General features: G+C 49.8%; 10 protein-coding genes. 9 read left to right on the top strand and 1 reads right to left on the bottom strand.

Going from position 1 to position 13004, the window contains the following annotated elements:
* Nucleotides 1–154 precede the first annotated feature (154 nt).
* From AC5JMP_RS27165 to urtE, 4 genes are all read left to right on the top strand, one after another.
* Complete coding sequence (locus AC5JMP_RS27165; RefSeq protein WP_495854633.1) at nt 155–1312, top strand: ABC transporter permease; 1158 nt, start codon at nt 155–157, stop codon at nt 1310–1312.
* Nucleotides 1313–1324: 12 nt separating this feature from the next.
* Entirely contained in the window at nt 1325–2491 is a 1167-nt protein-coding gene (gene urtC / locus AC5JMP_RS27160; RefSeq protein ID WP_495854632.1) for an urea ABC transporter permease subunit UrtC, read from the top strand.
* The gene (gene urtD / locus AC5JMP_RS27155) at nt 2466–3275 is read left to right on the top strand and encodes an urea ABC transporter ATP-binding protein UrtD (protein WP_495854631.1); all 810 of its coding nucleotides are present in this window, start codon (nt 2466–2468) and stop codon (nt 3273–3275) included. The genes urtC and urtD overlap by 26 nt, the downstream gene beginning before the upstream one ends.
* A gap of 89 nt (nt 3276–3364) precedes the next feature.
* Complete coding sequence (urtE, locus tag AC5JMP_RS27150; protein WP_495854636.1) at nt 3365–4066, top strand: urea ABC transporter ATP-binding subunit UrtE; 702 nt, start codon at nt 3365–3367, stop codon at nt 4064–4066.
* A 68-nt stretch (nt 4067–4134) separates the two neighbouring features.
* Here urtE and AC5JMP_RS27145 read toward each other — a convergent pair whose 3' ends face one another.
* Nucleotides 4135–4422, bottom strand: coding sequence for a hypothetical protein (locus AC5JMP_RS27145; RefSeq protein ID WP_495854630.1), 288 nt, complete (start codon nt 4420–4422; stop codon nt 4135–4137).
* Between the two features lie 275 nt (nt 4423–4697).
* Between AC5JMP_RS27145 and AC5JMP_RS27140 the strand changes: the two genes are divergently transcribed.
* The 5 genes from AC5JMP_RS27140 (at nt 4698) to AC5JMP_RS27120 (ending at nt 12964) form a co-directional block, all read left to right on the top strand.
* Nucleotides 4698–5306 carry a late competence development ComFB family protein gene (locus tag AC5JMP_RS27140; protein ID WP_495854629.1) on the top strand — a complete coding sequence of 203 codons (609 nt, stop codon included), beginning with the start codon at nt 4698–4700 and terminating at the stop codon, nt 5304–5306.
* 74 nt (nt 5307–5380) lie between these two features.
* Nucleotides 5381–6097 (top strand): glutathione binding-like protein, encoded by a 717-nt coding sequence (locus AC5JMP_RS27135; protein WP_495854628.1) that lies wholly within the window; start codon nt 5381–5383, stop codon nt 6095–6097.
* A gap of 504 nt (nt 6098–6601) precedes the next feature.
* A complete protein-coding gene (locus AC5JMP_RS27130; RefSeq protein ID WP_495854635.1) occupies nt 6602–9316 on the top strand; it encodes a family 10 glycosylhydrolase in 2715 nt (904 codons plus the stop codon).
* 397 nt (nt 9317–9713) lie between these two features.
* Nucleotides 9714–11168: a uracil-xanthine permease family protein gene (locus AC5JMP_RS27125; protein ID WP_495854634.1), complete on the top strand. Its 1455-nt coding sequence runs from the start codon at nt 9714–9716 to the stop codon at nt 11166–11168.
* A gap of 509 nt (nt 11169–11677) precedes the next feature.
* Nucleotides 11678–12964 carry a hypothetical protein gene (locus tag AC5JMP_RS27120; protein ID WP_495854627.1) on the top strand — a complete coding sequence of 429 codons (1287 nt, stop codon included), beginning with the start codon at nt 11678–11680 and terminating at the stop codon, nt 12962–12964.
* Nucleotides 12965–13004: the final 40 nt, after the last annotated feature.

Below are 13004 nucleotides of genomic sequence, written 5' to 3'. Positions count from 1 at the left end.
GTCCTTCGTTCTAAGGATCGTGTACAAAATAAAACCCAATAGTTTTTTGGAAGTGTGGCGCGGAGCGCGACACTTCCAAAAAACTATTACAGGTTAATTAATCTGTGATCCCAAGGAAAGGATTCAGCGCATTCGGCATAGAGAGGGCAACGACTTGTTACCGAGCATCTTAGACGGAATTTTTAATGGTCTCAGCATTGGTTCAATTTTGCTGATGGCGGCATTAGGTCTGGCGATCGTCTTTGGCTTGATGGGCGTGATCAACATGGCGCACGGCGAACTGATGATGCTGGGAGCTTACACGACCTATGTCGTGCAGAATCTCTTCAAGCCCCTGGGCGCATTTTCACAAACCTATATCTTCTTTGCCCTAATCTTGGCGTTTATCGTGGCGGCGTTGGCAGGGCTGATCTTAGAGCGCGGCGTAATTCGCTATCTTTACGGGCGACCTCTGGAAACGCTGTTGGCAACTTGGGGCGTTAGCCTGATGCTGCAACAGTTTGTTCGCAGCGTCAACTGGGTGATTGTTGCTGGACTAGCAATCTTCTGTCTGCTCTACTTTGGCGGTATGTGGTTTGTGAAGAAGCGTCCTGACTTCGATGCAATTCGGCAGAAAGCGATCGCTCTTCTCTTGCCTCTCTCAGCAGCGGTGGCGGTTGCAGTCGGCGTGTTCATGAGCCAAGCCTACAAGTCTGCCGTGACGCAACCCTGGTTTGGCGCTCAGAACGTGGATGTAACGGCTCCGAAATGGCTGCAAGGCGGTCTGCCGATCGGTAACTATCAGTTGCCCTATACGCGGATGTTCATTATGGTGCTAACGGTGCTCTGCGTTGCCGGAATTTATTTCTTCCTCAACAAAACGGCTTGGGGTCTGCGTATCCGCTCTGTTACCCAGAACCGTAACATGAGCGCCTGTTTGGGGATTCCGACAAACAAAGTTGATGCCCTGACGTTTGCGCTCGGTTCAGGTCTTGCCGGGATCGCTGGATGTGCTGTCAGCCTCCTGGGTTCCGTTGGGCCTAACACTGGACAGAACTACATCGTCAATACCTTCATGGTGGTGGTAGTGGGCGGTGTAGGCAAGCTGGTGGGAACGATCGCTGGGGCAATGGTGATTGGGCTAATCGACTACATCTTGGGCGCGGGTATTCTGGCGCTGCTGTTTGCCCAAATTCCTCCTGTTGCCGAGTTCTTTACCTTCTTTGCCACTACCAGCATGGCAAAGGTGATGGTATTCCTGCTGATCGTAATTTTCTTGCAATACAAACCTGCCGGACTGTTCCCGCAGAAAGGACGCACTGTGGATGCATAGGGGGACAATCGCATGACTACCGCACAAATTGAACGCAGCGGCACAGGGATCTCTCGGAATCTAATGGTTGAGGCGGCGATCGTCTTAGGCATTATGCTCTTCCTGATTTTTGCCCTGCCGCTCTTGATGAGTGATTTTCGCCTTAACTTGACAGGCAGGTTTTTAGCGCTGTCGATCGTGGCACTGGGCATTGATCTGATCTGGGGTTTCACCGGAATGCTGAGCTTGGGGCACGGCGTGTTCTTTACGCTTGGTGGCTATGCGCTGGCAATGTACTTAAAGCTGCAAATTCCGGCGAATGCCAGCAGTCAGTTGCCAGAGTTCATGGGGCTATACGGCGTGACGGAACTGCCGTGGTTCTGGAAACCCTTCTATTCGTTTCCCTTGACGGCACTGATGGTGGTGTTGCTGCCTGCGATCGTTGCAGCAATTCTCGGCTATCTGATTTTCCGGAATCGGATTCGCGGCGTATACTTTTCCATCCTGACTCAGGCGACGACGATCATCTTTTTTAACTTCTTTAACGGTCAGCAAAAGCTATTTAACGGCACCAACGGTCTGACAGACTTTAAGACGCTGTTTGGCATGGAGGTCAGTAAACCCGGTGCGCAGTATGTCTTTTACGTGCTGACTATTCTGTTTCTGGCAGCAACCTATGCCCTGTCTCGCTGGCTGACAAGCGGCAGATTTGGACGGCTCTTGGTGGCCATTCGGGATGACGAACCTCGTGTCCGCTTCACAGGCTATAATCCCACGGGCTTTAAGGTGCTGGTGTTTGCCATCTCTGCCGCCTTTGCTGGACTTGCTGGGGCGCTATTTACCCTGCAAACGGGAATTATTTCGCCTAACTCTATGAACATTGCCTTCTCGATCGAGATGGTGATCTGGGTAGCAGTGGGCGGTCGGGCAACCCTGGTGGGCGCGATCTTGGGCACCTTGGTGGTTAACTTTGCTAAGAGCATGTTGAGCGAAAAATTCCCAGATATCTGGCTGTTTTTCCAGGGTGCCCTGTTCCTGGTAGTGGTGCTGTTTCTGCCCAGCGGCATCGTAGGCTGGCTGCGTGAACGCGGCTCTGACACTTTCAAAAACTTGACGGGCAGACGCAAGCGATCGATGACCTATCCCAGCTTAGAGGAAGATCCGGAGGTGGACTATGAGCGAAAAAATACTAGAAATTGAAAATCTGACCGTCAATTTTGATGGCTTTCGGGCGCTGAATAACCTCAGTTTTGGCCTGGATACAGGAGAACTGCGGGTAATCATTGGCCCCAATGGAGCCGGAAAAACGACGTTTCTAGACATTATCACGGGCAAAACCAAGCCAACCGAGGGGCAGGTGCGATTCAAAGGACGCAATCTCCGCCCCTATGCCGAGTATCAAATTGCTGAGATGGGCATTGGGCGTAAGTTTCAAACTCCGCGCGTCTACCTCAACCTCAGCCCCCGCGAAAACCTGGAGCTTGCCTGTAACCGCGTTAAAGGCGTTTTTTCTACCCTGTTTAAGCGCACGCCTTCTCCCGAAAAGCGCACCGTTTCTGGCCTACTAGAAACGATCGGTCTGGTACCCAAAGCCGATATGAAGGCGAATCTGCTGTCCCACGGCGAAAAGCAGTGGCTAGAGATCGGTATGTTGGTGGCGCAGTCGCCCGATCTGCTGCTAGTGGATGAACCTGTGGCAGGTTTGACCGATGAGGAAACTGAGCGTACAGGAGAACTGCTAATTTCTCTGGCGCAAAGTCATTCCATTATTGTGATTGAGCATGATATGGAATTTGTTCGTCAGATTGCCCGTCAGGTGACTGTCTTGCATCAAGGCTCAGTTCTCTGCGAAGGAACGATCGACGAAGTGCAAAATGATCCCAAGGTGATTGAAGTTTACCTCGGCAAAGAAGAGTCTCAGCACGAAGACGACCTGCGCCCAATGTCTCAGCCAGTTTCTGCTGAGGACGCGATCGCTACCTAATCTATTCTTGCACATCCCTATTTGCCATCCTGCTCATGACTCAAACCTATTCCACCACTGCAACCGGATCAAATGCAGCCGCTTCGCCAATGTTGCAAGTGACTGGGCTGAATGTCTATTACGGTGAAAGCCATATTTTGCGTAACGTAGATTTGACCGTCCCACGCGGCGAAATGGTTTGCCTCATTGGTCGCAATGGGGTGGGTAAAACTACAATGCTCAAAACTCTAATGGGTCTGCTGAAGCCCCGCAGCGGCAACATCATTTTTGACGGGCAGCCGATTCTGGGTAAAACGCCCGATCGCCGTGCCAAGCTAGGCATTGGTTATGTCCCTCAAGGACGCGAGGTGATTCCTCGCCTCACCGTCAAAGAGAACCTGCTGCTGGGTTATGAAGCTAGAGCTACCCGACCCGCCAACACGAGCGAAATTCCAGAAGAAATTTACGAGCTGTTCCCTGTTCTTAAAACCATGCTTACTCGCATGGGGGGCGACCTGAGCGGGGGGCAGCAGCAGCAGTTGGCGATCGCCCGTGCCATCATGGGACAGCCGCAGCTGCTAGTGCTAGATGAGCCGACAGAAGGAATTCAGCCTTCCATCATTCTCGACATTGAAGCTGCCGTCAAGCGAATCGTAGCCACCACCGGAATTTCGGTGCTGCTGGTGGAACAGCATCTGCACTTTGTGAGGCAAGCCGATCGCTACTACGCCATGCAGAAGGGTGGCATTGTGGCTTCTGGCTCTACACGAGAGCTGAGCAATGAAGTGATCCAGAAGTTTTTGGCGGTCTAAATGTGTGGGTTACTGAGGGAGGCAGAAACCGCAAGACTGGCTCTTTAGGGCTACAGGGGTTGCGATCGCTAGCTCAAGCTAGGAATTAAACCCTTATCTTCGGGCAACCTAATTTCAGCTTGAGAGCGCAACTCGACCCACACTTTATATTGGCGATCGCACACCGTCACAACCGTGCGACTGCCTTGATGCGAAAGATCGCATCCCAGCGAGTAGGCATGCAGTCTAGAGGCGATCTCATAGGATTGCACCAACCTATAAATTTGTTGCCCGTAGCTCATGCCTTCGCGAATGCAACCCTCTCCATAGAAACTAAAAGACTGAATAAGCGCTTCATGAATTACGACAGGGAGCATAGCAGTGGATTTTACAGGAGTATCATTCGATGCGTTCTCCTACAGTCTCCTCAATTGATATGGGAGAGTGCATCAGCCTCATGAACGATTTTCCTAGTTAAAAGCGTCTTTCGAGATTCTTGAACCTATTTCTTTTGGCATACAAGGTTTACCTCTTGACTTCTTTTTCTCAGTAATTACCCTTAGCTCTTATAATCTGATTAATTGGCAGGTCTGAACTTAAGGCAATTGAGTTCACTGTGCGATCGAATGGAACCTCATCAGGCAAATGTGTGATGGCACCCTATAAAAATGTCATGGAATTCTTGGTGGAAGAAGAGGTTGTGCGTCAGGTAAAAGCGCTTCCAGTTCGGATTGCGTCTTACATCAATCAAACCGAGCTAGTGGCTTACGCCCTAAACCAACTGCCGCCGCTTTATGCCACCAGTGAAAAAGGCTTAGAGCATCAGCTTGAGCGAGGGAAGGTTAAGTTTGCCGCCCAAATTTCTCAGGCTGTCCAGCGATCGATCGCCGCCATTCGTCGCGATCCGCTTCGCACCTATGTTCCTTTGAAAGAGAACCAAGCAACGCCTTTTCGAGAAGTCTTGAAGCAAATGCAGAACCTTCTGCAAAATGACCAGGTTGACTGGGCAAATTTGCCGATCGCCGTTGAGCAGGCTTTGCATCGTGCTTCACAAGGCGAAATGAGTTGGGATAAGCGCTATGTTGGGCGATCGCCCCAAACGTTTCCGATGGCCAACCTCCCCTTACCGTCCAAAGCTAGAGTCGAAACCGATCGCCTGTCGAATCCATCGAGCCATCAGCCACAGACTGCTCAACAAAACTATGAGGCTGAATTTGGCTGGGATGATCCGTTGTATAACCCGCGTCTATCCAAGGAGTAAGCTATTCGCTACACTCAAGGCATTAAGCCCGACGGTCTTCTACACATCCATGATTTAGGACAGGAGCGACAGCCATGATTGATCTCTATTACTGGACAACGCCCAACGGTCACAAAATCACGATGTTTTTAGAGGAAGTGGGGCTGCCCTACAGAGTGCTCCCTATCAATATTGGCAAGGGCGACCAGTTTAAGCCAGAGTTTCTTGAAATTGCTCCAAATAACCGGATTCCAGCGATCGTTGATACTGAGCCAACCGGGGACAGTGAGCCAGCCGGGGGCAGTGAGCCAATTTCGGTGTTTGAATCAGGGGCAATTCTGCTGTATTTGGCGGAGAAAACTGGACAGCTTTTGCCCAATGCTCTGCGCGATCGCGTTGAGGTCATGCAATGGCTGTTTTGGCAGATGGGTGGGCTAGGGCCCATGGCAGGACAGAATCACCACTTTAGCCAGTATGCGCCTGAAAAAATTCCCTACGCGATTAACCGCTACGTGAATGAAACAGGTCGCCTCTATGCGGTATTGAACAAGCGGTTGGGCGATCGCCCTTACGTTGCTGGAAGCGAGTATTCGATCGCCGATATCGCCATTTATCCCTGGATTGTGCCCTACAGCGTTCAAGGACAAAAGCTGGAAGAGTTTCCCCATCTTCAGCGCTGGTTTGAGGCAATTAAAGCTCGTCCGGCAACCGTGCGCGCCTACGAAAAAGCTGAGGAATTTAAGAATCAGGCGGTTAGCATGGAAGAATCGCGATCGCTCTTATTCAACCAATCGGCAAGCACCATTCAGTAGGTGGTAATCCTCAAAATGTAATGATTTTTTATGGGGTGGGCTTTGCCCACCCCATAAAAAATCATTACATGAGTACCAGTGCCCAGTAGGTTTTATGCCTGAGAAGCGCAAATTGAATATCCGAACCGCTCCTAGATTCTCAGAGATGTTGGGTGATAGGCTCGAAAACCCTTGAGGCTCAATCCCGGCAAGTATCCAGCGATTTTTGTCGGAAATCTTTGAAACTAGAATCATGTAGGCATTCTAGCGATTCTGATCGTTACCTTCCAACAGGTCTACTCGCCTCAAAATAGACATTGAGGCAGGATTGTAAACTTTGCGTGAAGTTGCTTTATGGAGAACAAAAGCTGAGGCTTTGCAGGTATTCGGGGCATTCTAAGAGGGCTAATATACTCTGGGGCCATTTTTGCTGAGGTTGTTTCTGCTAGCTCGATCATGCAACTCGATCGCAGAACTGATTGCAAAAATCATGCCTCCCAAACGTGAGGAGTTGCTCTTTTGGTTGTGTTTAACCCCCATCAGATTCGAGGCAGCGCAGCATTGGCAGGGTTTCTGACGGCAGCGCTGATAATTTCGCCGCTGCCGATGCCGATCGCTCAAGCGCAGTCTAGCCTGCCTTCCACACCGTCGCATCGACGGCAGCAGATGATCTTTGGGGTCGTGAAAAGCTCTGAAAATGCTGCTCAGTGGCAGGGAATTGTCGATCGCCTTCAGGCTTTGGGCATTGCGTATCAAGTTCTGGATTGGCAACAGGTGCGCCGCACAGAGGACTTCGGCAATCTGACGGTGCTGCTACTGCCCAACGTAGAGACGATTTCAGCCGAGCAGCTTTTAGCGCTGCAAAGTTGGATGAATCGAGGCGGCAGAGTGATTGCCAGCGGCATTACAGGAAATCAGTCTTCGCCGGGAGTGCAGTGGGCATTGCGATCGCTCTTGGGCGCTTACTGGTCGGCGGCTCTGGCACAACCTGAAACGCTGCAACGCGTTGGCACTGATCGCGATCAGGCGTGGGTGACGGCAGGTGTGAGCGATCGCCCCATCTCAGGAGGACAATTAGTTGCCGCAGGGTTGAGCAGTCAGACCGTTATGCGTTGGCAGAACGATGCGGCAAATCAGGGTGCGATCGTCGCCACACAGCAAACAATTTATCTAGGATGGGAATGGGGCGGATCGGCTTCGGCAGAAATAGATGAAAGTTGGCTGAAGGCGGCAATTGGACGCTTTGAAGATACGTCCTCCCTGTTTTCGGCGCGAGCTGCGCCAACCTCTGCGCCAACCTCTGCGCCAGATACATTGTCGTCCCAGTTGCCCTTGCCTTCCCAGTTGCCTCTGCCTTCCCGGTTGCCCACAAATCGCCCAGCCTCGTCTGATCGCGATCCCGCCGAACAAACTGCCCCTCCAGGACTGACTGTGGAACCCAACAAACTCCCCATTAGCGCTGTAGAAGCGATCGCCATGCGGCAAGAGCTAGAAAACCTGATGGGTCGTTTTGCCAGTGCGCTATTGGCAGCCGATGTCATTGCGGGCAGCTCTCGTCTCGCTTCAGAAGCCCAATTGACGGCTAGTGCTGGCGATTTGCCCATTGGCGATCGCGATCATCAAGCTTCAAATCCAACGCTACAACAGGCACAGCGAAGCCTAGAGGAATTTTCTCGGCTGGTGCGGCAGCGCAAATATCCGGCGGCACGGCAACAGTGGCTGACTACCCGGCAATTGCTTTGGGACAACTTCCCGACCGATCGCCCGATTGCAGGTTCAGAGATTCGCGCCATGTGGCTCGATCGCGGCACGATTGTTGAGGCAGGTTCGCGGCAGGGTTTGGCAAAAATCTTCGATCGGCTGGCGGCATCTGGGATTAACACCGTTTTTTTTGAAACCGTGAATGCGGGCTATTCCATCTATCCTAGCCGGGTGGCTCCGCAGCAAAATCCGCTGACGCTACAGTGGAACCCGCTGAAGGAGGCGGTAGAGCTTGCCCATGAGCGCGGCATGGAGCTTCATGCCTGGGTGTGGGTGTTTGCTGTGGGCAATCAGGCGCATAATCCCCTGGTGCAAATGCCGTCAGACTATCCAGGACCAATTTTGACAGCGCATCCGGATTGGGCAAATTATGACGATCGCGGCCGCATGATTCCGCTGGGGCAAACCAAGCCGTTTCTCGATCCGGCGAGTCCGGCAGTGCGACAGTATTTGCTCCAGCTTTTTGAGGAGATTGTGACCGACTACGATGTGGATGGACTTCAACTCGACTACATTCGCTATCCATTTCAAGATCCTAGCGCTGGGCGCACCTATGGCTATGGATCAGCGGCACGACAGCAGTTTCAGGCGCTATCAGGCACAGATCCCATGACGCTATCGCCGCAAAACCCTAGCCATCGGCAGCTTTGGCAGCAATGGACGGAGTTTCGGCTTGAGCAGATCAACTCCTTTGTGGCGGAAACTTCGCGGCTGGTGCATCGGCTCAAGCCTGATTTGATTCTCTCGACGGCAGTGTTTGCGATGCCAGAGCATCAGCGGATTCAGCAGCTTCAGCAAAACTGGGAAGTCTGGGCGAGGCAGGGCGATGTAGATTTGATTGTGTTGATGAGCTACGCTATGGACACTAATCGTCTGCAACAGCTCACGAATCCCTGGCTGGAAGGAAATTTTGGCTCGGCGCTGGTGGTGCCCGGTATCCGGTTGCTGAACTTGCCGAATGCGACGGTGGTAGATCAAATTCAGGCGTTGCGCGATTCGACGGCGGGAGGCTATGCGCTGTTTGCCACCGGAAACCTAAGAAATTCGCTACAAAGCATTTTTAGCCAGACGCAGGGAATCTCTGGAACTTCCCCTATCCCCTACCGTCAACCCTTTGCCGCCGCTGTCGCTCGCTATCAAGCGCTATTGAAAGAGTGGCGATTGTTGCAAAGCCAAAACCAGCTTTGGATTCAGGCAGAAAACCTGCAAACCTGGCAAACCGAATCTGAGGCACTCGGTCAAGCATTGGACGCTTTAGCAACCCAGCCGAACTCAGAGCATCTCCAGAATGCCAAGACTCAGCTAAAAAACTTTCAAGCCAAATTTCAGAACTGGATGCATCTGCAATCCTCAAGTCAGAGCTATCAGGTGCGCACCTGGGAGAGTCGCTTAACCACATTGGCAAATCTGCTGAACTATGGCGATCGCCGGGTGCAATCCAATCAGGATTCTAGAGGAGAGGCGCGATCGCAGCAATAGATGCTTCCGATGCTCAGAAATTGCACCAAGTCATGGGTTATGGCGCTACGCGCTTAGATCCAATGAGTTATTTTTTGAGAGCCGCGCGGAGCGCGGCTCTCAAAAAATAACTCGTCCTAACTCAATTACGTAATGCCATAACACGACAGATTGGTAGTCCTCAAGATGTAGTAATTTTTATTGGGTGGACTCTGCCCACCCTAAATGTCCCCATCCTCAGCAAACTGGCGATAGCCATACCTCAATTTATACCTCCCTTAATTGCCTTGCTACAAGGAGAAACTCCTCAAAGTCGAGGTTGTTATGTAAATTGAGCTACTCTTTAGAGCCGTTGCTCACACCTACAATACAGCCAGCTTTAAGTAAAGTTGTGGAAGCATGGGAGGCGATCGCAGATATGGTACAGCGAGAAGAAGTTGGCATCTTGCAGGAACCGGAATTACCTGAGGCTCAGGGTTTTCCAGAGCTGGCGGCAACGGGTTCGGAGCTGATCTATGGACTGTACGATCGGCCACCCCTAGCTGAGTCGTTTTTTGTGGCTGTGCAGCATGTTCTAGCCGCATTCGTTGGCATTGTGACGCCACCGCTTATCATTTGCACCAGCTTAGGGCTTGACCCCGCAAACACCAGTTTCATTATTAGTATGTCGCTGCTTGCCTCTGGCATCTGCACCTTTATTCAATGCAAAACCTTTGGCCCTGTCGGATCGGGCTTGCTCAGTTTGCAGGGCACTAGCTTTGCCTTTCTGGGTGCCATCTTGGGCGTGGCAGGCACTGCCATTCAAGCAGGAAGGACGCCAGAACAAGCGTTATCGCTGATTTTCGGCGTTTGCTTTTTTGGTGCGTTTGCTAACGTGATGCTGAGTCGGTTTTTGCATCTGCTGAGCAAAATCGTGACGCCGATTGTGTCAGGCACTCTGGTGATGTTGATTGGGCTAAGTTTGCTCAAAACAGGCATTACTAGCATGGCGGGCGGTACGGCAGCATTGCAGAACAATACGTTTGCGAATGCGCAGAACCTGGCGCTAGGGGGCGGCGTATTTTTGATCGTGATTGTTCTGACACTTGCCAAAAATCAATATGTGCGGATGGGCGCGATCGCCATTGGGTTGCTAATCGGCTACATCGTTTCTGCCTTCATGGGCATGGTCGATTTTAGTATTTTCAGCAAGCTCTCGATCGTCAGTTTGCCTGTGCCCTTTCGCTACGGCATGAGTTTTGATATCAGCGCTCTAATTCCATTTCTCATTCTCTATCCGCTGACGGCGATCGAATCTGTGGGCGATATGACAGCCACTTCTATGGTTTCCAAAGAACCCATCACGGGACCCGTTTACGTCCGCCGAATTAAGGCAGGTGTCTTGGCGGATGGTCTAAACTCTTCTTTGGCAGCTTTGCTCAACACTTTCCCCATCACCACGTTTAGCCAAAACACTGGGGTCATCCAAATGACGGGGGTGGGCAGCCGCTACGTGGGCTTCTTTGTAGCTGGCATTCTGGCGGTGCTAGGGTTGCTGCCTATTGTTAGCGGTGCTTTCCAGTCTATTCCTCAGCCTGTTTTGGGTGGAGCCACTACGGTCATGTTTGGTTCGATCGCGGTTGCTGGGGTCAAGATTATTGCATCGGAAAATCTCGATCGGCGTGCCACGATCATTATTGCAGTCTCGTTAGCGCTAGGATTGGGGGTGGTATTTGTACCAGAGTTATTTAATAATCAGCCTCCCATCATCAAAAACATGTTTGCCTCTGCGACTTCAACGGGAGGGTTGACGGCTATTTTGCTGAGCTGGTTGTTACCTCAACCTGCAACACAGGCTAATCCCTTAGCGGATGCGGAGATTGCAGACATCTAAGGAAAAGCTGAGTGTTCACACGAGATTGCCCTGAAGCCTTTACAGGCAGCTCAGAAATGAATAGGGAAACTAGATAAAGGAAGTCTCGATTATAGAAAACGCGATCGCAATTTCAATAAATCCGATCGCGTTTTTGATGCAAGGGACTTCGATTGTCGAAAATGCGACCTCATTTTCAGTATTTGAGTCTGCATCTATGAAGTTTTTGTTCGCATTTTCCGTATTTCCGATCGCAGTTTCAATCAATGGGGTCGCAGTTTCGATAAATGAGGCTTCGTTCACCGCCTTTGTGAGAAGCCGAGTCAGTTTTACACTGAGAATTTGATGACGAGCGGAGGGCTAATGCTGGATTGCGTCATCCCTCCGCTACATCCTATTCACGCTAGTTAGTAGTTGGGCTGCTTCACATCCTGTTAGGGACGACGCATTTAAGTTACCTATTAAAGTGGGTGCGTTACAATTCTGTTCTAGTACAGAAGAATTCTAACAAGGGCTGAGGCAGAGTTTTGATGAAGATGAATGAACACACAAAGTTAGGCAGACAAGCTGAACTTTCGGAATCAGAGCTTGAAAGCCTAAAACACAGTTTATGGGAGATTGATTGTCCACAGGTAACTGTTAAAAGTCGCTCACCTCAAAATTCATGTACATTTAAAGGTGCTGGTTTCCTCAAGCAAGTATTTAGCCATCAACTCATTTTTAAATTCTATGCAAACGCTCAGGAATATAGTCGGATAAATAGAAATCTTCAGCTAGGAGAAACAATCCCAGACGAAGCTTATTACGATCTGACTGCTTTAGATTACAAAGGCAGATTATGGCATTGTGAACGAATACTCATTGACATTAATAGATCTGCTTCAGGAGAGTTTATTATTCAAGGAACCATTCCAAAGATTACTTGTGAAGGAGAAATTCCACAAGAAGTAGATTGCAAAGGCAGCAGATTGGAAATAAGAGTGTTTGACAGTGTGAATATTCCTTACAACGAAAGAACGTTAACTAGAAAGTCAGTCGCAAGAGGAGTGCAGTCATCAAAATCAATGTCTCGGAATGCTTGGAAGTTCAAATGCTGTACGCTTGACTTTCTCTTAGTTAAAGAGGATGAAAAGCTTTTAATTATTAACGTGATATCTAGTGAAAAGTGTATTTCACAGTATCTTAGAGAGCGTATTCTTGAAACATTACAATTTATTCTAGGTTATCCGATTAATTGGGCTACTTCACATAAGCGAGTAGGACATACAACTGAGGTGACTTTGTGTAGTCCAAAACAACGTTCAATCAGTTCCCGATTTCAACCTCCCCTTATACTAGGCGGTTACTTAGTTAACGAATCCCAGGTTTTCCGTCGTCTATTTGAAAAGTATCTTCAACACGTAATTAATTACGATCAACCTCTACATCCATTATGGTCGCAACTTAATGCAATATATGAAGCTAGTAATGGAACCTTTATCGATGCTCATGCACTAACTTTAGCCGTTGCGATTGAGAGTTTACTGTCAATTGAATTTGCTAATCTTGGGGAGTTGACTAGCGAAGATAAGAATGCTATTGAAGAAGCTTTGAATTATGTAGAAAATTGGAATGGTAAGGAAGGAATCAAAAAGAGAATCAAAGGATCGATCAATGGACTTTACAGTATTCGAGCTGACGATAAGATGAGAATTTTAGTAGATATTGGTGCGATAACAGAGGAGCAACAACAAGCTTGGAAGAAACTAAGGAACACGAATGTTCATGATTATCAAACACATAAGTTAAAACACAATAAGTTCGTTATACCAATTTAATGTGAGGAAACATATAATACGAGTCATAAAGTTAAGCCCT

Source organism: Drouetiella sp., from assembly GCF_059504425.1.
This window is presented reverse-complemented; position numbering and strand designations above follow the sequence as displayed.

Coding starts and splice junctions, on each gene's coding strand:
- urtC (WP_495854632.1), top strand. CDS start 1,325: ATGACTACCGCACAAATTGAACGCAGCGGCACAGGGATCTCTCGGAAT.
- urtD (WP_495854631.1), top strand. CDS start 2,466: ATGAGCGAAAAAATACTAGAAATTGAAAATCTGACCGTCAATTTTGAT.
- urtE (WP_495854636.1), top strand. CDS start 3,365: ATGTTGCAAGTGACTGGGCTGAATGTCTATTACGGTGAAAGCCATATT.
- AC5JMP_RS27145 (WP_495854630.1), bottom strand. CDS start 4,422: ATGCTCCCTGTCGTAATTCATGAAGCGCTTATTCAGTCTTTTAGTTTC.
- AC5JMP_RS27140 (WP_495854629.1), top strand. CDS start 4,698: ATGGCACCCTATAAAAATGTCATGGAATTCTTGGTGGAAGAAGAGGTT.
- AC5JMP_RS27135 (WP_495854628.1), top strand. CDS start 5,381: ATGATTGATCTCTATTACTGGACAACGCCCAACGGTCACAAAATCACG.
- AC5JMP_RS27125 (WP_495854634.1), top strand. CDS start 9,714: ATGGTACAGCGAGAAGAAGTTGGCATCTTGCAGGAACCGGAATTACCT.
- AC5JMP_RS27120 (WP_495854627.1), top strand. CDS start 11,678: ATGAAGATGAATGAACACACAAAGTTAGGCAGACAAGCTGAACTTTCG.